Consider the following 20,879-nt stretch of genomic DNA (forward strand, 5'->3'; position numbering starts at 1 on the left):
TACGATGGTCATATACTGTGGAAATTAAAGGCCGGTGCACTTAAAGATCGTGAAATAATTCCGGTCGTGATCATCCCACCGGCCATCTGGTTCGGGAAGTCAACCTATATGTGGTAATCCATCCCAGAATATTGTAAGGTATAGCATACATCCTTTGAAGGTGTCCCCTCATGAATTTGTCGTATTTTACCGATCGCAGAAGATTACTGGTTATCGGTCTCGTGGCGTTTTTTATTCTTGTTGCACTTTGGGTTCGCCTGATTCCCATGCTCACCGGGAACCATGGTGATATCCTTTCCATGGTGGCAAGCGATGACCCCCAGTATGATCTCCGGCTTGTCGAGCTCTCCCTTGCCAACCATTTCCAGTACCCCTGGTTCGACCCGATGACCAATTTCCCTGTCGGCACCTCCCTGTACTGGGGCCCGCTGACCATCATCATTGCAGATATTGCCTGCACGCTCACCGGAGCGGTCACCGTCCCGCAGATCATCGGGACCTGCCTCCTTGTGACCCCCTTCTTTGCGGCCGCTACAGTTGTCCTGATGTACTTTGTCGGGAAGGCATTCGGGGACTGGAAGACCGGCCTTCTTGCATCAGGATTTACGGCGGTCGTTTCGGGGACGTTCTTCCTCTATTCCCTGTACGGCTATTTCAACCACCGCGACGGGGAGGTGCTCTTTTCCACCCTGTTCTGTCTTGCCTATCTCTCTGTCCTGCTCTCGGAAAAAGAAACCAAAATTAACCTTGCGGATTTTTCCACCTGGAAAAAGACGGCAATCCTCTCTGCCCTTGCGGGCATTGCATACCTGCTCGGCCTTTTTTTGATGCCGACCATGATCCTGTTTGCCTTTATCGTCGGTGTCTTTACCCTTGTCCAGTTCATCTTTGATTTTTCCCGCGGCAGGGAGAGCACGTATCTCCTCATTGCAAACAGCATCATCTTTGCCATCGCCGCCGTCGGGCTCCTGCTCTTCGGGTTCAAGAGCCCGGGCACGGATCTCTCCACCTACTCGATCGGTCACGTGTATGCTTACGTCAGCCTTATCGGCGGTACCGTGCTGCTCTACCTTCTTGCCCGGTACCTGAAAAACCGGGAAAAGTACTGGTATCCCCTCGCGATTATCGGCTGTGGGATCGGTTTTATCCTGCTCCTTTTTGTGGCCGCACCGGAGCTCTATACGCTGTTTGTAAGCGATCTCTACAATTTCTTCGGGCAGCCGGCGGTGTCCCAGACCGTCATGGATGCACGGGCATGGACTCCCGCAGAAGCCTGGACGGCCTTTTCCTATGGGCTGTTGCTGATGGCAGGCGGTATCGCGGTCACGCTCTACAATAATATCCGGGAAGAGCGGCCGCAGGAGATATTTGCGCTGGTCTGGGCGCTGATCATCCTGTTTGCCACCTGGCAGCACGTGCGGTACGAATATTACCTCGCGGTGGTCATCGCGCTTCTCTCTGCTGTCTGTATCCATTTCGTCTTCGGGAAAGGATGGAAAGAGATCCAGGGTCTGGGCAGGGATTTGATATCCCCGTCTGCAGAGCAACCCGAGGACGACGAGAGCAGTCCGCGCCGGAGTAAAAAGGCAAAGAAGAAAAAAATCGCAGAGCATGCGCGGAGCCGGGATTACCTGGTCCTTTCTGCAGTGACCGTAGTGTTTGCGCTCGGCCTCCTCTTTGCATTTACCTCCCTTTCGTACAACTACCAGGTCTCAACGGCGGGTGTCAACCAGATGAACCCGGACTGGGAGGCAGCACTCCAGTGGCTGGGCAACAATACGCCGGATACCGGGGTTGACTACTACACGATCTATAACCAGCAGACATTCCAGTATCCCTCAACTGCATACGGGGTTATGTCCTGGTGGGATTACGGCCACATGATCACCAACATTGCGCACCGCATTCCCAATGCAAACCCGTTCCAGCAGGGTGTGACCGGGCCGGATGGATCGGCTGCGTATTTTATGTCCACCTCAGAGGATACAGCAAATGCCATCCTCAATCATGACGGCACCCGGTACGTGATCACGGATATCGAGATGGATACCGGTAAGTTCTGGGCTATGGCTACATGGTACAATGCAACAGCCGCCGGTGCTCCCTACCAGGAGGATCTGTTCATCCCCAGCCAGACTACCCAGGGAATGTATGAGTCCGGGTTCTTCAACGAGGCTCCCTATTACCAGACCATGGTCTCGAAGCTCCAGAACTTTGACGGATCCATGACCCCGGCAACCACTGCCTATTATATCGAGTACGTGGATCCCTCGGTCTCACACGAGGCCCTGCCCGTTGTCACCGATGCAAAGAGTATGAACGTGACCGATGCGGATGCCGCGGCTGCACAGTACAACCAGAATGCCCAGGCCGGGTACCATGCCGCCGTCCTCGGGGTGTCACTGAACCGGCCGCTTGAGGATGTACCGGCCCTCGACCATTACCGCCTTATTTACGAGTCCCCGTCGGATGCAGCAAGTTCCGGTACTGCCGACCTCAAGTATGTGAAAATCTTCGAGTATGTCAAGGGTGCCCAAATCAAAGGTTCCGGGATTATCGATATCCCGCTCGTTACCAACCAGGGCCGGAATTTCACCTACCGGCAGGCAAGTGTCAATGGCGAGTTTATCGTTCCCTACTCCACCAGCGGCAGCACGTACCCGGTACAAGCCACCGGCCCTTACCAGATCGAGGGAACGTCGACTACCTTCGAGGTGCCCGAGTCAGCGGTCATGAACGGGGACACGATCAATTAACATGAAAGGCACGGGAAAAGGACGATGGTGACCAAACCTTTTTTTTTTTCTGAACGGTAGCCTTAGGGCCGGCAAGAAAGCATAACGGGAAGGAACGATTGCCTTTCCGCTTCTGCGCATCGTACCATGCCTAAGTTAATATCCCGAAAATTCTATTTACCGGATGGAAACAGTTCCTTGCCGGGAAAACCTTACTGTTGAACCGGGAGTTCCGGGTACCGACAATCCGAACTCTCTCCGGGGCAGGGATGCGTGGAACGGTCCCTCTTTGGGATGTCCACCTGGTGGAAAAAGAGGAAATGATGTTATGACTGACGAGAGCATGTGCCCGGTAACGGGCGGAGCACACAAACAGGCTGCCGGAAGAGGCACATCGAACCGGGACTGGTGGCCCAATCAGCTGAACGTAAAGGTTCTTTCACAGCATTCTCCCCGGTCAAATCCGATGGGCAGGGATTTTGACTATGCAGGGGAATTTAAAAAACTCGATCTCGCGGCTGTAAAGGCAGACCTGCGGGAACTGATGACTGCCTCGCAGGACTGGTGGCCGGCGGACTTTGGCCACTACGGCCCCCTCTTTATCCGGATGGCCTGGCACAGCGCCGGCACATACCGCACCGGTGACGGCCGGGGCGGCGCCGGTGCTGGCCAGCAGCGCTTCCCTCCCCTCAACAGCTGGCCCGACAACGCGAACCTGGACAAGGCGCGCCGGTTGCTCTGGCCGATAAAAAAGAAGTATGGCAGGAAGATCTCCTGGGCTGACCTCATGGTCCTTGCCGGTAATGTCGCGCTTGAATCAATGGGCTTTCCAACATTCGGCTTTGGCGGCGGCCGGGTGGACGCATGGGAGCCCGAAGAAGACGTATACTGGGGTTCCGAGAACAAGTGGCTGGATGACAAACGCTATTCCGGTGACCGGAACCTCGAAAACCCGCTCGCTGCCGTGCAGATGGGGCTGATCTATGTAAACCCGGAAGGGCCCAACGGAAAGCCGGACCCGGTCGCGGCGGCGAAGGATATCCGCGAGACATTTGCCCGCATGGCCATGAACGACGAGGAGACCGTGGCGCTCATTGCCGGTGGCCATTCTTTTGGGAAAACCCATGGTGCCGGCCCTGCGACCCACGTGGGGCCCGAGCCGGAAGCAGCCCCCATCGAGCAGCAGGGCCTTGGCTGGAAGAGCAGCTTCGGTACCGGTAAAGGCGGGGATGCAATTACCAGCGGCCTTGAGGTCACGTGGACCAGTACGCCCACAAAGTGGAGCAACAATTTCTTCCGGATCCTGTTCAGCTACGAATGGGAACTCACCAAAAGCCCGGCCGGTGCATTCCAGTGGAAGCCCAAGGGTGATGCCGGTGCCGGTACCATACCGGATGCGCACGATCCATCAAAGCGCCGTGCGCCGTCCATGCTTACTACGGATCTCTCCCTGCGCTTCGACCCGGTGTACGAAAAGATCTCACGGCGTTTTTACGAACACCCGGACCAGCTTGCCGATGCATTTGCCCGGGCATGGTTCAAGCTGACCCACCGCGACATGGGCCCGAAAACGCGCTACCTCGGTCCCGAGGTCCCAAAAGAAGATCTCATCTGGCAGGACCCTATCCCGGCGGTCAACCATACGCTGATCGGGGCAAGGGAGATCACATTCCTCAAGAAAAAGATCCTTGCTTCGGGGCTTTCCGTTCCTGAACTGGTCTCGACGGCATGGGCGTCGGCGTCCACTTTCCGCGGCTCGGACAAACGCGGCGGTGCAAATGGCGCCCGCATTCGCCTCGCGCCCCAGAAAGACTGGGAGGTCAACGAGCCGGCCCGGCTGACAAAGGTGCTTACGGTTCTCGAAGGCATCCAAAATGAGTTTAACAGCGCCGCTACCGGCGGCAAAAAAGTATCACTGGCAGACCTTATTGTCCTTGCCGGGTGCGCAGGTGTCGAAAAGGCGGCAAAGAACGGCGGCCACAAGGTAAAAGTCCCCTTCACGCCGGGACGCATGGACGCCACGCAGGAGCAGACCGATGTGAACTCCTTTGCCGTGCTCGAGCCACGGGCAGACGGTTTCCGCAACTACCAGAAGGCCCGCTATGCCGCCTCGGCCGAAGAACTTCTCGTGGACAAGGCGCAGCTGCTCACGCTCTCTGCGCCGGAGATGACGGTGCTTGTCGGGGGCCTGCGTGTCCTTGATGCCAACTTCGGTCAGGCAAAACACGGGGTTTTTACCAGCCTTCCCGGGGCGCTCACCAATGACTTCTTTACTCATCTCCTTGACATGGGCACAGAGTGGAAGCCGGTTGCACCAGACGCTGACGTGTTCGAGGGTTACGACAGGAAGACGGGAAAAGTACGATGGACCGGCACACGGGTCGATCTCGTCTTTGGCTCAAACGCCCAGCTCCGGGCTATCGCCGAGGTGTACGCAAGCGCTGACGGGGAGGAGAAATTGGTCCAGGACTTTGTCCAGGCCTGGGCCAAAGTGATGAACCTTGACCGCTTCGATATCCCCCGTCGGTAAATGTACGCCGATAAAAGTACCGGGAACCATGGGCAGGGTGTGGCAAAAGGGTTGAAGCAGTGAATATACCAAGAGAAGCGCCGCGTATTATCTCGTGGAACCTTACGCTCAGGTGTCCTCTTTCCTGTTCCCACTGTTACGTGGATGCAGGAACAGAGGAGGCAGCAGGAGTGCTCTCCACGAATGAGGCGCTCGCGGTCATCGACCAGGTCCGCGCAACCGGGACACCGGTGGTCGTGCTGTCGGGAGGTGAGCCCCTGATGCGTGACGACCTCTGCACGATCGCCCGGTACGGGACCGACCGTGGCCTGCGGATGGTGATGGGGACGAGCGGGTACTTCCTTGACCGTCCCATGGCGGCCCGTCTCAAAGAGGCCGGGATCCGGGCTGCAGCCATCAGCCTCGACTCAGCCGACCCGGCCGTGCATGACTCGTTCCGCGGGGTGAGCAGTGCATGGGAGCGGGCCGTTCGTGCAATCAGGAACTGCACGGAAACCGGGATCGGTGTGCAGATCAACATGACCGCGGTGCGACCGGCCACAGGAGAGATTGAATCCGTAGTGGAGCTCGGTAAGAGTCTCGGGGTGCACGACTACCAGGTCTTCTTTCCCATCCCGACCGGGAGAGCCGGAGGGACCGGCCCGGCAAACCCCCGCGAGTACGAGGAGGTGATCCGGCAGGTGCTCCTGAAGTACAGCGACAGCGACGTCAACCTCCGCCCTACCTGCGCCCCGCAGTTCCGGAGGATCGCCGCTGAGCTGGGGATCGTACAACCGGCCTCTGGCCGGGGCTGCATTGCCGGGACCAGTTACTGCCGCATCTATGCAAACGGCGATGTGACGCCCTGCCCGTACCTGCCGGTCAGCGCCGGCAATGTCCGTGACATTCCCTTTGACCGGATCTGGAACGAATCGCCGATCCTTATGGCACTGCGTGACCCGGGCCGGCTCACCGGGAAATGCGGGCGATGCGACTACAAAACCATCTGCGGCGGGTGCCGGGCCCGGGCCTACCGGGGAGCGGAGGCAATCTCGTCCCGCTGGTGCGATGGCCTTGAAAAACCCACAGCAATCGCGGGCGAGCTCTGTGCAGAGGACCCGTGGTGCCCGTACGAACCGGGAGGCATTTCGTGAACGACAACACAGCGACAGACACACTCGATCTCAGGATCCTTGACGCACTCCAGCAGGACATCCCGCTCGTGGCCCGGCCATGGGAAACAATCGCCTCCCGGCTGGATATTCCGGAACCGCTGCTGCTTGAACGGCTCAGGCACCTCTCTGCAAAAGGCGTGATCCGCGGGATCTCGCCCATCATCGAGTCCCGGGCGCTCGGCATCACTGCCGCAACACTCGTAGCCCTCCCGGTCCCGGCGGAAAAGATCCGCGAAGTGGCGGAACTGATCAACCGGTACGCGGAGGTATCGCACAATTTCCGGCGGGACCACCAGTACTCGCTCTGGTTTACGCTCTCGGCAGAAAATGAGGGGGCACTTGAAAAGATCCTTTCCGGGATCCTTGCCCGGACCGGATTTTCCCGGGATGAGATCCTCAACCTGCCCACGGTAAAAAAGATCAAGATCGATGTCCGGTTCCCGCTGGTGCCGGGCACAAAGGGGGTCTCGTGATGGACCCGGCCGACATGAAAATCCTTGCAGCCCTTGAAGACGGGCTTCCTCTTGTACCGGAACCGTTTGTGGAGATTGGGAGAAAACTTGGCCTTACGGGAGACGAGGTCCTGGAGCGTACGCAAAAACTGCTGGAGTCCGGTGTGATCCGGCGGTTCCGGGCCCGGATCAACCAGCGGCAGGTAGGCATCTCCGCAAATGCCCTTGTGGCCTGGCACTGCAACGGGGAGCCGGCCGAAAAGGCCGGGGCAGTCCTTGCATCGTATCCTTCGGTCACCCACTGCTACGAACGCCGGCCCGTGCCGGGCCGGTGGGACTATTCCCTGTACACGGTCCACCACGGCCGCTCGCGGGAAGCAGTTGAAGACGAGGTCAGAAAAATTGCCGGTGCCGCCGGCCTTTCGGACTATCTCGTCCTTTTCAGCACCGAGGAGTATAAGCGTGTCCCCCATGTCCGCGTCAACGAGAACGGGAGGGGATCATGAACCGGATCACCCAGTGCCTGCACGGGAAGGGAACGGTCAGTGCCGTGATGAAGCACCGGCATGGGGATGTCCCGTCCCGGTACCTCGCGTTTTCCGGGATGCGCAGGCCCGTTGTCTTCTGGAACCTCACCGACCGGTGCAACCTTTCCTGCACGCACTGCTACAGCCGCTCGGCCCCGGACAGCCCGACACAGGGAGAACTTTCCACCACGGAAGCGCTTGCGTTCATCGATGATTTGGCCGCAGCCGGCATCCCGCTTGTCATCTTTACCGGCGGGGAACCGCTTGTCCGTCCCGATATCTGGCAGCTGGCCGGACACTGCCGGGATAAGGGGATCAAGACAGCGCTCAGCACAAACGGGACACTCATCACCGATGAGATAGCGGAAAAGATCAAGGAGAGCGGGATCGAGTACGCCGGGATCTCGCTTGACGGGGCAACTGCCGCGACCCATGACCGGTTCCGGAACACGCCCGGATCTTTTGCCCGGGCCACTGCTGCCTTTGCCCGGTGCAAAAAGGCCGGGGTCAGGTGCGGTGTGCGGGTGACGCTCACCAAAGAGAACCTGGACGAACTCGGCCCCCTTGTCCGCCTCTCCCGGGAACTCGGGGCAACACGGTTCTGCCTGTACTGGCTGGTGCCCTGCGGGCGGGGGAGCGACGCCTATTCCCGGCTCCAGCTGGGCGCAGGGGATGTCACGAAGGCGCTCACGCTCCTGTACCGCACGGCACAGGAGATCCCGCCGGAACAGATGGAATTTCTCACGGTCGATGCCCCACAGGACTGCATCCACCTGATCCAGTCCATGGAGCGTGACAATTCACCGGATCTTGCCGAGGCCCGGGAACTGCTTGCCTCGCTCAACGGGGGGTGCAGCGCCGGTGACCGGGTGGCAAACGTGGACCCACACGGGAACGTGTACCCCTGCCAGTTTGCCCGGTCGCCGGAGTTTCTCGTGGGAAACATCCGTGACCGGCCGTTTTCATCCCTCTGGAATGACCCGCACAACCCGGTGCTCTCGCGGTTCCGGACTCGGCCTGCCGTAGTTGGCGGAAAGTGCGGTTCCTGCACCTACCTCTCGCTTTGCGGCGGCGGGTGCCGGGTACGGGCCTGGGCAACGGGTGGCAGCATCGAATCCGAAGACCCGTTCTGCTCTGTAACCGGTCCCGGAAACGGGCATACCGGATCCCCCTTGTAACAGCCGGGACTGCAGTACCGTTTTTATTGCAGTTCATAACCTCGTAGTAACGGGATGCCGGTGCCCTGCACAAAACCTGAAATAGTTCCCTCTCTCTTTTTTCATCAGGAAGTACCTGATGGAACCAGACCGCAGCCCCCACGCAACCGGAAAAATGCCCGTGCTCTTTATCGGGCATGGTTCGCCGATGAACATGGTCATGGAAAACCGGTTTACCCGGAGCCTCGCTGTTCTCGGCCCCTCGCTCCCCCGGCCCCGGGCCATCCTCGTGATCTCAGCACACTGGCTGACAAAGGGGAGTCTTGTTGCCTGCACTGACCGCCCCCGGATGATCTATGACTTCTCCGGTTTTCCTCCTGAACTTTACCAGGTAACGTACGGGTGCAGCGGGGCGCCGGCCTGTGCACAGCATTCAGCAGACCGGTCCGGCGGGGCGATCCGGTGCGACCCTTCCCGGGGGCTGGATCATGCCGCGTATGCAATCCTCCGGCACCTGTTCCCGGCTGCAGAGATCCCGGTCTTCGAGATGAGCCTTGACTACGCGTTTGGCGACCCGCACCCCCGCCCGATCCAGTACCACTATGACCTGGCACGGCGGCTCGCACACCTCCGGAACGAAGGGGTCCTTATTATCGGCAGCGGGAACATGGTGCACAACCTCGGACTGGTCGATTTTGCCGAAATGGAACGGGAACCGTTCGGTTGGGCCGAGGAGGCGGATGCATGGATGCGGGACCGGATCCTTGCCGGGGAGCACCGTGAACTCTTTACGTACCCGTATACCGGCGGGGAAACAGCCGTGCGTGCAGTCCCGACGCTGGATCATTATCTCCCGATGATCTGTGCCCTCGGGCTCCAGGAAGAGGGGGAGAAGGTCCGGTATATCTTCGAGGGATTCCAGAATGGATCCATGTCGATGCGGTCCTTCCGGATCGGGTAAAAAGCATTTTTCCGGAGAACATTCGCCGAAGTCCGCTGCCCCACGGTGAGCCGTGTCTGTCCCTGGCACCTCCGGCAAACCTTTAAGAGGAACCCGGGATACGTGCTGGTATGTATGACCGATCCCCTCTTCTTCGCATGACCGTGGTGGTACTGCTCGTGGCTGCCGCTGTCGTGTGTGCCGGGTGTACCTCCTCGTCTTCCGCGTCCGCCGGTTCGCCCACCGTCTCCCCCTCGCCGGCGCTCCCGCAGGCCACCGCTCCGGGCCAGGTTTCCCCGTCCATGTCCGCCATGGGAACGCCGGGATCAGCTGCTGCATCGCAGGGCGGCTCCTCGGTTGCCATCCAGAACTTTGCCTATGTCCCTTCGGCCCTCACGGTCCCGGCCGGGACCACCGTCACGTGGACAAACCTTGATTCGGCCCCCCATACGGTGACCTCTACCTCATCCCCGTCCGTGCTCGCTTCGCCCACGCTCCACACGGGCGACACCTACCATTATACGTTCACGAAGACCGGGTCCTACAGCTACCAGTGCACGATCCACCCGTTCATGACCGGCACCGTTACAGTCACCCCGTAACCGCTTTTTCCTTCTCAACAGGCTCATCGCTGGAAAGAAGTGATCCTCCCCGGCTCCGGCAGACCTGTCCCGCGTACTCGATTTACGGGCAGTTCCACTGCTGATCCCCGTACCGTGATGCGAACCGCCGGGCCGGGAAACATACGATCTTCCCGTTTCAACGGCTGCAACTGGCGGGGCCTCTAAAAGACGGAAGCGTAGCATCCCGCGATCTTTCCCCGCCGGAAACATCCGGGTACCCGGGCGCACCCGCGTTCCGGGATTCCCGGTGCCTCTGCAGTTTTTTTAATGATCGCTTCTTATCCCGGGCCCATGATGCCTCGCGTGCCGGTTGATCCGGAACCCCGGCCACAGATATGGTTATTACCCGGCAAACCAAGCCATCATCAGCGATGGAACCAGCACCCCTCCTCCCCGGTTACCGTTTGCCGAACACGTTCCAGATAACGCAGAACGATTTTGTCAGGTTCTGGGTGATCGCCTCCATTACGGCCTCCATTATCGGCGTCACCTATGTCTCCATGGCGGCAGGATATGGATCAATCGTCCCGCAGCTCTTCTATTTCCCCATCCTTTATGCCACGTATTTCTATCCTTCCCGCGGGATTTACGTTGCCGGGAGCTGCGCTGTTGCCTACCTGCTCATTTCCGTGTATTTCCTTACCCCGAACGTGTTTGTCGTGGGCGGTGTCGTTGTCCAGGCCCTGCTGTTTATCGGTATTGCGGTGATCTCTTCCTATGTCGTAAAACAGCGGGATACCCTTAAGATCACCGTGCCCGAGGACGATGTGGTTGCCGTACGCATGATGATTGCCACCGGGGAAAGCGAACGGGTTGAATTCAAGTTCAAGGCCCTCTGGAGCACGAGGGTCTCCAAAGAGGAGGCAGAGGCCAGCGAATCACCGGAAGTGCGGAAGTACCGGACGAATGCATCGAAGTTCATCATCGCGCGATCCATTGCCGGTTTCCTGAACTCCAGCGGCGGGGATCTCATCATCGGCATCGAAGAGGACCGGGTTAATAACATGATCCGGGTGGTAGGGATCGATGAAGATTATTCCCGGATGCTGGAGAAGGACCGGAACCCGGACGGGTACCGGCGGATGCTGATCGACTCGGTGATCCGGCGCTACATCCCCGAGATCTATGAAACAGCGAGCCGGCATATCCACATCACCTTCCCGGTGATCTCGGAAAAAACGCTCTGCCATGTGCATATCACCCCGGCAGAAAAGCCGGTTTTTGTGGATACCGGCAGTGAAGAGTTCTTCTTCATCCGCCTTGACGCATCCACCCGCAATATCAGCGGCAAGACCCTGACTAACTATATCCTCACCCGTTTCAAAAATTCCTGACCCGGTCAACCTTTCATTTTTCCGATTTTTTCCGGGAGTGTGCTGTTTTTCGCGAGGACAATCGCCTTTCAGCCATGTGTAACCGTCCCGCAGCTCAAAACTGAATGGCGATAAGGGAAGGAAAAATTTCACTTAACCCAGCGAATTTAAGATTCGGGGAAAATAGTAACAAACCGGAAAAGGAAGTGCCTGCCGGCATTCATTGCCGTGGACTGCCTTTTCCCCTGTCCCGTAAAGGTGGCATACCATGTGTGATATGTACTCGGACGTCCATGTGCAGTTTATTCTCTTCCTGATCGTTGCGGTTTTTGTCGGCATCATATCTGCAGCCGTTTCCTGGCTCCTGTTAAGAGATAAACGAAGGTCCGTCCGGGTAAGCGCTGTTGTTGCCCTCACGATCCTGTCGTTTATCGCTTTTTATTTCCGTGACTCTCTCAATTCCCCGTTATGGGAAATTGTCGTCCTGTTCATCGCCATCCTCTGGTTCCCGGCAGCAATAACCCTGGCCGGTCTTGTCGTTCCCGGAGTACCCGGGACCAAATCCCTTCCTGTCTGGATTCTTGTAAACTCTGTGCTGGTCTACCTGATCGAAATTTACTTTGACGCGTATATCGCCGACATGCTCGGCCTGCGATCCATACATTCACTCATCCTCATTCCTCCTCCGTCCCTGCCCTATGAATGGCTGCAGATCCCGGAAATTTACAAGGTCTTCATCCAGTTCGGCGTGACCTTTGTCCTCGCGGCCCTGATCTTCTGGCTGGGCCTGAAGCTGAACCGGTGGCTTTCCGGGAAAACTGAAGGGGAACCGGCGAGCTGAGCTGCAACCGGCCCGGGTTTTGTGTTCCAGGTCGAGGAGAAGCCGGAACCGTATCGGGCATATTTTAGGAGTGGAGGTGATTGATCCCCTGCCCCCACCTCATTTTTCCCAAAAAGCTCCCCGTAGGAGCGTCATTTTTTCCCAGCAATATCGTGATAAAAACCGAAAACCAGATAAAATCCGTTTTCATAATTAGAGAAACGAACCAGACATCAGCGCAATTCTGTTTATAGAAAATGACCCCTACGGTTTCTTTGATTATAAAGGCTAGTTATCAGGGTGTGGATCTGCTCAATCTACAGATTCGACATATTGTAAAAATGCTGGAACACAAAAGGTTCTGTGAAATTATTCTGGTTTTTGATCCTACGGAATCTGTTTTTATTCGACAATATTCCCAACCCTCAAAATTGCTGGCGGTGGACATTGCAGAAAAACTTCTGCATGACGGAATACTTGATAAGTACGTTGTTCCGCCTATGGATAATCCGGGTCTAATAGAAGACATCAATGAACGGTGGTTTGGTATCAGAACTGCAGAAACCCATACGATTACTAAATCTCCCTTGTATCAGCAATTATTTGCTTTTGAAATTTCAAGCGGAAAATATGTTCTTCAGACTGATGCAGATGTAATAATCTGCCGCAGGGACAGGGATCATAACTATATCAGGGATATGATCGCGGCCACAGAATCTGCACACAACGTTGTTTCTGTCGGGTTTAATATCGCTCACAGATCCAATGACTATTGCCCATATTCATCACCGTCTAATGGAGAGTATGTTCCAGAAGTCAGGATCTGTCTTTTTCAGAAAGATCGTTTCTTTTCGTTGCGGCCATTTCCCAACGAATTGATTGAAGGAAAATTTAAACTGACCTGGTACCGCTCCCTCCATCAGTTACAAAAAGAAAAAGGACTTGTTTCATTACGCGGGGGTGATGGGCGGACTTTCTTTATCCACCCGCCGAATAGTGTTAAAAAAGATCTCCCCTTTTTGACCGGCGTCATAAGAAAGGTGGAAGAAAACCAGATTCCTGAAATTCAATTCGAACATGTTGATCTTGTTGGAAACTACAGAGACTGGGATATAGTGTCATCGAAGGCTGATATTTTATGAGATGGCATAATCTCTGGCATTTATACCGTGCTTCAAAAATGGGAAGTCTCGTTCACGGGTATGAATTCCCTCCGAATCTGAACCGGATTGAGATAGATATCACATACGATTGCCGACTTCGTTGTTTGAATTGTGCCCGCTCCTGTTCCCAAGCCCCGGATATCGCGGCTATGTCAATCAATCAGATTGATAAATTTGTATCTGAATCAATCTCACAGAAGGTAAAATGGGAAAAAATCGGTGTGTTGGGTGGAGAACCCCTGCTCCATCCGGACCTCCTGGAAATATTGGATATTCTTCTCACCTATAAAGAGACATACTCCCCGTCATCTCTCATTGAAATTACTACAAGCGGATATGGGACTGATGTGAAAAGTGCAATTTCTACGGTTCCAAAAGGTGTGGAGATCAACAATACTCATAAGCAGGATGCATATCAGGATAAATTTGAACCGTTTAATGTTGCGCCGCGGGATCAATGGAAATTTTGTCTTTCCGATTTTCGAAATGGGTGTAGTACCACAAAAGACTGTGGACTTGGATTAAACATCTACGGATACTATCCCTGCGGACCCGGGGGTGCCATCGACCGGGTTATGGGATTTAATATCGGATTAAAACACCTGCCTCGTTCACACGATGATATTTTCCCACAAATGCAACAATTATGCCGATTTTGCGGCCATTTCTGCAGTCGACATTTCATTCCGAAAGACCAGCGGGATACAATAATCGGAAATCCGATGTCAAAGTCCTGGAAGAAATCTTATGCAGCGTTTCAAAAGAATAAACCAACATTAACAAAATATTAACAACGAAGGGGAAATCGTGAAAAAAGAAGCTTCTGTAGTTATTCGATGTAATAACGATGAACGCGTTTTTCAGTGTATTTCCAGCATTGATGCAGATGTCGAAATTGTTGTTGTGATGAACGAAAACCATGAGATGCAGCAACGGTTAGAGAGACTGGGAGTCATCTGTTGCATTTCTCCGCCGGGAAATCTATCCGTTGTCTCTAATATCGGTTTCGATGCTGCAACATCGGATAAAGTGATTATCACCGATTCGGATACGACATTTGGTAAAAACTGTATCCGTGCGATGATACAGGGTTTGGATACGTATGACGTTGTACGTGCCCCGTTACGATTCCAAAAAAATTCAGACCTGCTTTCACGAGAAATTGCGGAAGCCCGGGATTATGTAAATTCCCTGCCTGTCGTTTATACGCCAGGAATCGGAGTGAACAAACGCCTTCCCGGTCTGATTCAAGGATTTTTTTTTGACAACGCAATCCCCTTCGCTGTCGATGCCAATCTCACGTACAGAATTAACAAAGAAAAAGTCCCGGTATTATTTTTACAAGATGTTTGGATAGATCATTCGGCGGAGAATGTCCAGCATGATCTTCTCGCAGCACAGCGGATCGGTACAGGTTGCCGGCAAAGTAGTAGGAGACTTCATCAAATGTACATACATGAACCGGAAGCAAGTATAGGTAAATCGCTCAAAGGTGTGAAAATAGTACATTACCCTCATTTATTAAGGCAGAAAGGTATTCGTGTTCTTTTATACCAGATTTTGTGGGATCTCAATTTTTACAGGGGATACTATCTGGGGGGATAACAAAGGAGCTCCCAAATTAGAGAATATTGTTGGCCCAAGATCGTATTTTACGCGGTAGATGGAAGTGGTTTAATCAACGATAGTAAAGAACAAATCGTCAATGTCGATCCGCAATACATATCCGGAAGAGATCTTCAGATCGTTTCTTGAAACATTCCCGTTCAGTCTGACTCATTCTCTCCTCGTATTTATCGTAAAAATATTGCAGACCTTGACCTTTTTTCTTCGATCCGACAGATGATAATCGATCTCGCAAGTGATCTGCATCATGGTGGACCAGGTGATTGTTGAGAGTTGCCGGAACCGAATTAATATCGAGTAATCGTATGCAAACATCACGGTCCGTTGTTGACGCAAGATTTTCATCAAACCCGCCGATTGCGATGAGATTTGATAATCGCACGAACAAATTTGATCCTTGGATGTTCGGATTTGTGTAAAAAAACGCATTCGGAGTTATTTTTGCGGGTATAGTTTGCATCATCCCATTCTGTGTCGCATCATCGTGGCGGATGAGTCCAGAGATAATCCAGTCCGCCCCTGTTTCCAAAGCATATTTTGATACGTTTGCCAGGTAGGACATATCCCACCAGTCATCATCGTCAAGAATGGATACGAAAACGTTGGAAGTATCCGGGTAATCAGCACAGGCTTGTTCAAGTGCAGTATTTACCGCCCCGGACAGATTATGTGACCTGTTATTTTTTATTAGATTGACCGAGATAATCGTTCCAAAATGGGCAACAATTTTTTCCACCGCAGCATATGATGGATCATCATCATCAATGACGATATAGATGGTATTGGGCTTTTTTTTCTGCGACGAGACTGAAGAAATTGCCCGGTCGAGAAAAATTGGGCGATTATGTGTGGGGATAACGGTTATAACAACAGGTTCACAGGTTTCCTTAGATTTTACCTTGGTTTGTGCATTGACGGATTCCACAGCGGAAAGCAAAATTCTCTTTTTCCCGGAATGCAACAGTTCATTTACATCTTTTGGTACACATTTTCCCCCATAAGGTCCAAGATTCGGAGTCAGGTGGTCTTGTGAGTGAACACGACGATCTGCCCAGATTACGCTCATTACGTCAAAGGCATTAGCATTATATTCTGCACATATTGCCTCCATCTCATTGGTGAAACTCACTTTTGTCGCAATATACGCATTATGGGCAAGTTTTCCAACCTCTGCGGACCGGTAATTCATCCGTAGAACCGGAACATGTTTCTCCACCCATGAAAAATAGGAGAGAACCTCCATGATATCAGTATCAGACCCGCTTATAACGAGGCGATCCGGATCGGCAAACCATGTAAATGAAGATTTTTCCCGTAAAAACTCTGGCATATAGACGATTCGCAACGCAGGGTATTGAACAACCACCCGATCCATGAATCCAATAAAAACGGTGCTTTTAATCACAATACATCCAGAATACTTGTCTTTATCGAGATGATTCAGGACATCAATAACCGCTGAACAATCCAATCTTCCAGATTCATTAGCAGGAGTCGGAACACAGAGAAAAACGATGTCGGTCGACAGAATGTTATTCCATACATAATCGCCGACGATATCATATACTGCGTAGGGGAATCTCGTTGAGAGTCCGTGAACAACTGCCCACCCAACCGACCCGAGACCGATGACACCGAAAGATTTTGAGACCATGGGGTTCAGACTCCGGGATTAATTTTCCTCGATTTTGGATTGGAGTTTTGAAGATAATTTTTCGAGAAATTTATCAATTCCAATTAATTCCCTGACCTCTCCAGGACGATGCAATGATGACATGAGGTCGACAAGATCACTTCTCTGAAAGAAATAGGTTGAAAGGAACGCACGACGGATCATGTTACCATAACCATTTTCGTTATAGGATTCGAGGGATCTCCCTACATCAATGATCCTGAGCTTGTGACTTGTATCGTACATCAGATTTTTGGGATGAAAATTCGTGTATATGTAATCGTTGTGTTTTGCATCAACAAGAATTGCAAGAACATTCTCTACATCTCCTCCACGATATGGGGTATATGATTCATAGGGTGTGATAAAAATCAGCACATCGTGATCAGTGATTATATCAGACAATTGCCTTACGCCGGATATTTTCTCATTAGCGCGGAAATTTTTAGATATAAATGCAAGTTTTTCTTCTGAAATTGTTTTTCGGCAATCAAAAAAAATTTTAAAAATATGAGTGTTTGTTGAGTAAACGGCGCCCTCTGATCCATTTCCCAATAATTTCAGATTTTCTGTGGTGTATCCGTAACTTACCAAGGATCTGGCGAGAATTTTTGGGCATTCTACTTGAATATTAATCATATTTTGTCCGGAATGTATTTTGTGATTTAGACTTCCAAATTAAAAATCCTTGATATTTGTGTTTGGTTGGCCGGATAAGGTCCAGTCGTTCAAAGACGTTGGCAGACGTGCTAGAACCTAAATGAGAAACATATTTCAGATACCGGGGAGGCCATGGGCGACACCGGCTCCGAAACCATAATCGGGGCACGGTGTAACCTGACCGTGCCCTGTTGCCGGGCTCCTAACAAGACGCCGTAACGGGGAACCTGTCGACGGATTACGTTTTAACCGGATGGCCGACGTTCTCCATTGCCCGGATTTTATTCCCGCCGGATCCGGCAGGTTCGGAATACCCGGCGGCTCACTCCGGAAACCTGCTTTCGGCGTAAAAATCCCTCCCCGAATCGCCAGTTTTTCGTCGAAATACGCCCGTAAAACCGCCGGATTCCGACCCCTCCGGAAACGGTCGCCATCGTGTTTCTTTTGGCAGATCTCCTTTTGATCGGGCAGGTGTATGCCGGAAATGAAAAAAAGGCCTTTTTGGCGATCCGGATCAGGGGATAAATACGGCGTATTTTGGCAAAAAAGCCCCGTAAAACCGACTTCCGGCCAGCTCCCGAATCCGGGCGTTTTGCGGGGTTTTCCGGAGCCGGTTGGGGGGAATCCGGGGCCGTATCGGGCGTATTTTGGAGGCGGGGGAGATGGGGATCTAAGTGCCGGCCCATGGTACAAATACTGGCCGGCAGGTCATTCTACCGTCTGTAAAGAAACCTGCTGCTTCTGCCCGGCCTTTGCGGGATCTTTATGAATCTCCGGATCCGCACCGGGGACAGGTCCGGGCCATTGGGCAGACGGATTTTTGCTTTTGGCCGGAGGATTCTCCGGCGAATTTCACAAAAAGTGGATGCGAGACCGGGACGGCAATCCTGTAGTATGGCCGGTGGGAAAGACCGGTTTTCCTTTTGCCCGCCGGTCTTTTCCCAGCCTGCCGTTCCAGGATCAGATCCCGAACTGTCCGCAGTCCGCATAGTCCTCTGAAATGACGCTCCACCAGTCGGCGGCAAGACCTTTGATCAGGTAATCGTAGGGCATCCAGAGGTATCCCCCCATCGGTCCCCACGATGTTCCCCAGGAATTCCGGATCAGGAATGCGCCGGTGGTCGTCATATTCCCGTTGGTATTGACGATCTTCATTGCATTATCGTACCCGACCGCGACCACCGCATGGCCGCCGAGCACCGATTCCTTTGGACCGGGGAAGGGAATCTTCCCGGTTGCCTGCGCCTGGGAGATCGAGCTGTAGACCGTAAACCCGAACATTGCCGGGAAGCCGGCAGCGAGCTGGGTCTGGATCTGGCCGAGGACCTGCTGGGGGGTGGAGCCGGCGGGGTCCAGCCGGAAGTATTTCAGTGCACGGAAACTCTGCCCGAATGCGTACAAAAATGCCGAAGGCTCGCAGTCCCATCCCTGGGGACAGGCAAGGTTCTGGTCTGTATACGGCCAGTATTTTTCCGGGGGAGCACCGAAGAGGACAAGCGCTCCCATCGTACCCCGGAGCGTTGCGCCCGAGTCTCCCTTATAGCCGAGGAAGTCCCGGGTTGTTTTGTAGATAAAGAGCCTGCAGGCATCGATGAACTGATTGTTTGCCCTGTTCTCCATGTATTCAACAACACCCGCTGCTGCGTTCGCGGTGCAGGACCCGAGGTTCTTCTGGTCTTCCACCGGGGGACACCAGGGCCTGAGGTCGACTGCAGCGGGAAGGGATGGCCCTTTGAGGATCTTGTCGATCTTGAGCTTTTTTAAGTGACGGGCGATCTCCGGGTGCGACGGGGTGTAATCCCTCATGTCGGGATTTTCATGGACCCAGCCGAACGTTAATTTTTTTACCGATTCACTCATTCGCATTTCAACTCCGTTTTTTTGTCTCTGGCCGGTACCTGCGGCGGGCACTGGTAGTTCCTGTCACGGATGCTCCGGGCCGGTACCGGCCTGACACGAATGAACGTCACACGCGGGTGCCGGCTCTTGCGGGAATGCAGCACCCGGCATGAGAATTCTTTCCCTTGGATCCGGGGGCGGTCCGCAAAGGCATCGTGCCAGTGAAAACAAACCGGTATGAAATTAATAAAATTTGCAATATACTATTGCATGGCAGAACCGCCGCAGGCAGTGCATGGCACGGCCCTGTTAACCGGTTATGGGATTATTCGCGTTTCAACGCCTGAAAAAAATTCCTAATCCCGCCCCGGGATAACGGAATCTTTAATACTACAATTAATATACTGTATAAACAATCGACACTCACAAAGGGTTACGGCTGGGGAAAATATGGCAGAATTTGAATTTACTTCCGACCAGATTGAGAAGTTAAAATCCTGGGAAAACATCCTCAACACCGAATCGGTGAAAAAATCGCTCGAAGATTTAAGCATGTACATGATTAACGAAGAAAGCCAGACGATCCGGGTCATGCTTCCGAGAGAGGATATCGATCGCATCCAGCAATTGAAAAAGCCTGTGTCCGATTTCTGCCGGGATGCCGTTCATGAGCGCCTGAATGTCATACGCATGAGTGAAGGCAATTTCATTCTCGAAGAATTCCGCTCCGGCATTGCTCACGGTTGAGATAAGTCCGAAGACTGCTTCACCTGCCTTTGTGACAGAATAGCTTTTTTTGGTGTAAGCCCGGGAGGTGAATGGCTGAACAGCAGCAGGGTGCGTGGTCGTTTGCTGCATTGCTGCATGTTTCCTGCAGCTTTCCTGCAGTTGCAGGAAACCAGAAAAACAGACCGGTTCGCCCGGTTCCTGTAAATAAGAGATTATAATAGAATTTTTTACTAAGGAGATCTTATTTGCTGCAAATCCGGATTATGCAGGTCCGGACAATACAGGGGTCTGTTACGGTCAGTGTGTGCATAATTCCGGAAATGCAGCAAACTAAAAACGATCTTTGCTAATCAGGCTCAAAAGAGAAATCTGGGTTTGATTATTTTGCCGTTTCATTGAAGCAGTTGCAGGAAACGTGCTGGAAACTGCAGGAAAAGAGGGGCAACTGCAGCAAATGAGGGCCACCCCCCACGCACGATTTTTCCAGGTGGGGATCACCCCCCTCCTCCTCAGTGCGTGAAGGTGGGGGTACCCCCCAGGGTTCCGGCGCCACAATCCAGAATTTTGTGCGGAGCCCTCCGCCGGAGCGTGAGTACCGGAAACGGCCAGAGGAGGGAGGGGGTGGAGGGTACCCCCACCCCTTGTTTTTTTCCGGAGGGGGTCCCTACCCTCCCTCTCCTTTTGTGTTGGGAGGTGGGGAAAACCCTGCGAGTCTTTCGCTAAGAATAACCTCAGTTGAAGGGAGAAAACAAATTTTTCCAGTTGAGTATTTGACTCTAGAAATTTTTTATAGTGATCTAAATCATCTCTTTTTCTTCTTCTCACCAAACAAACCACTAATCAAAGATGATGGTTTTTTTCGTCCATCTCCGGTGACTGCTTTATTCATTATACCACTGAGTGTTCTGGGTCCTTTTTTAGCCATAGGTGTAGTTTAAT

The 20,879-nt window shown here is 53.4% G+C and carries 18 protein-coding genes; 14 read left to right on the forward strand and 4 right to left on the reverse strand.

Annotated features, from left to right (window positions below):
* The first annotated feature begins 170 nt into the window (after positions 1 to 170).
* The 13 genes from VMS83_RS10770 (at position 171) to VMS83_RS10830 (ending at position 15,019) form a co-directional block, all read left to right on the forward strand.
* Positions 171 to 2,756, forward strand: coding sequence for an oligosaccharyl transferase, archaeosortase A system-associated (locus VMS83_RS10770; RefSeq protein WP_325412644.1), 2,586 nt, complete (start codon positions 171 to 173; stop codon positions 2,754 to 2,756).
* A gap of 307 nt (positions 2,757 to 3,063) precedes the next feature.
* On the forward strand, positions 3,064 to 5,265 hold the full coding sequence (gene katG, locus VMS83_RS10775; protein WP_325412646.1) for a catalase/peroxidase HPI: 2,202 nt from the start codon (positions 3,064 to 3,066) through the stop codon (positions 5,263 to 5,265).
* Between the two features lie 59 nt (positions 5,266 to 5,324).
* The gene (locus tag VMS83_RS10780; protein WP_325412648.1) at positions 5,325 to 6,398 is read left to right on the forward strand and encodes a radical SAM/SPASM domain-containing protein; all 1,074 of its coding nucleotides are present in this window, start codon (positions 5,325 to 5,327) and stop codon (positions 6,396 to 6,398) included.
* Positions 6,395 to 6,892: a siroheme decarboxylase subunit alpha gene (ahbA, locus tag VMS83_RS10785; protein ID WP_325412650.1), complete on the forward strand. Its 498-nt coding sequence runs from the start codon at positions 6,395 to 6,397 to the stop codon at positions 6,890 to 6,892. Before VMS83_RS10780 ends, ahbA begins: the two co-directional genes overlap by 4 nt.
* Positions 6,892 to 7,377 carry a siroheme decarboxylase subunit beta gene (gene ahbB, locus VMS83_RS10790; protein ID WP_325412652.1) on the forward strand — a complete coding sequence of 162 codons (486 nt, stop codon included), beginning with the start codon at positions 6,892 to 6,894 and terminating at the stop codon, positions 7,375 to 7,377. The genes ahbA and ahbB overlap by 1 nt, the downstream gene beginning before the upstream one ends.
* Positions 7,374 to 8,576, forward strand: a complete 1,203-nt coding sequence (locus VMS83_RS10795; protein ID WP_325412654.1) for a radical SAM/SPASM domain-containing protein — start codon at positions 7,374 to 7,376, stop codon at positions 8,574 to 8,576. The genes ahbB and VMS83_RS10795 overlap by 4 nt, the downstream gene beginning before the upstream one ends.
* 118 nt (positions 8,577 to 8,694) lie before the next feature.
* Entirely contained in the window at positions 8,695 to 9,516 is an 822-nt protein-coding gene (locus VMS83_RS10800) for a class III extradiol ring-cleavage dioxygenase (protein WP_325412656.1), read from the forward strand.
* Positions 9,517 to 9,626: 110 nt separating this feature from the next.
* A complete protein-coding gene (locus VMS83_RS10805) occupies positions 9,627 to 10,097 on the forward strand; it encodes a cupredoxin domain-containing protein (protein WP_325412658.1) in 471 nt (156 codons plus the stop codon).
* 392 nt (positions 10,098 to 10,489) lie between these two features.
* On the forward strand, positions 10,490 to 11,452 hold the full coding sequence (locus tag VMS83_RS10810; RefSeq protein ID WP_325412660.1) for an ATP-binding protein: 963 nt from the start codon (positions 10,490 to 10,492) through the stop codon (positions 11,450 to 11,452).
* A gap of 247 nt (positions 11,453 to 11,699) precedes the next feature.
* Positions 11,700 to 12,272, forward strand: a complete 573-nt coding sequence (locus VMS83_RS10815; RefSeq protein ID WP_325412662.1) for a hypothetical protein — start codon at positions 11,700 to 11,702, stop codon at positions 12,270 to 12,272.
* Between the two features lie 236 nt (positions 12,273 to 12,508).
* A complete protein-coding gene (locus VMS83_RS10820) occupies positions 12,509 to 13,393 on the forward strand; it encodes a hypothetical protein (RefSeq protein WP_325412664.1) in 885 nt (294 codons plus the stop codon).
* Between the two features lie 38 nt (positions 13,394 to 13,431).
* Entirely contained in the window at positions 13,432 to 14,205 is a 774-nt protein-coding gene (locus VMS83_RS10825) for a radical SAM protein (RefSeq protein WP_325412666.1), read from the forward strand.
* Positions 14,206 to 14,221: 16 nt separating this feature from the next.
* Positions 14,222 to 15,019 (forward strand): glycosyltransferase family A protein, encoded by a 798-nt coding sequence (locus VMS83_RS10830; RefSeq protein WP_325412668.1) that lies wholly within the window; start codon positions 14,222 to 14,224, stop codon positions 15,017 to 15,019.
* 97 nt (positions 15,020 to 15,116) lie between these two features.
* Here the strand turns inward: VMS83_RS10830 and VMS83_RS10835 are convergent, their stop codons facing one another.
* The 3 genes from VMS83_RS10835 to VMS83_RS10845 form a co-directional block, all read right to left on the reverse strand.
* Positions 15,117 to 16,694, reverse strand: coding sequence for a glycosyltransferase (locus VMS83_RS10835; protein WP_325412670.1), 1,578 nt, complete (start codon positions 16,692 to 16,694; stop codon positions 15,117 to 15,119).
* A gap of 18 nt (positions 16,695 to 16,712) precedes the next feature.
* Positions 16,713 to 17,351 carry a hypothetical protein gene (locus VMS83_RS10840; RefSeq protein WP_325412672.1) on the reverse strand — a complete coding sequence of 213 codons (639 nt, stop codon included), beginning with the start codon at positions 17,349 to 17,351 and terminating at the stop codon, positions 16,713 to 16,715.
* A gap of 981 nt (positions 17,352 to 18,332) precedes the next feature.
* Positions 18,333 to 19,232 (reverse strand): C1 family peptidase, encoded by a 900-nt coding sequence (locus VMS83_RS10845; protein WP_325412674.1) that lies wholly within the window; start codon positions 19,230 to 19,232, stop codon positions 18,333 to 18,335.
* A gap of 429 nt (positions 19,233 to 19,661) precedes the next feature.
* Between VMS83_RS10845 and VMS83_RS10850 the strand changes: the two genes are divergently transcribed.
* On the forward strand, positions 19,662 to 19,958 hold the full coding sequence (locus VMS83_RS10850) for a hypothetical protein (RefSeq protein ID WP_325412676.1): 297 nt from the start codon (positions 19,662 to 19,664) through the stop codon (positions 19,956 to 19,958).
* Positions 19,959 to 20,742: 784 nt separating this feature from the next.
* On the opposite strand, the gene VMS83_RS10855 is transcribed toward VMS83_RS10850, so the two are convergent.
* Positions 20,743 to 20,865 carry a hypothetical protein gene (locus tag VMS83_RS10855; protein ID WP_325412678.1) on the reverse strand — a complete coding sequence of 41 codons (123 nt, stop codon included), beginning with the start codon at positions 20,863 to 20,865 and terminating at the stop codon, positions 20,743 to 20,745.
* Positions 20,866 to 20,879 lie beyond the last annotated feature (14 nt).

This window comes from Methanoregula sp. (genome assembly GCF_035543475.1).
In the GTDB taxonomy this organism is placed as follows: domain Archaea; phylum Halobacteriota; class Methanomicrobia; order Methanomicrobiales; family Methanospirillaceae; genus Methanoregula.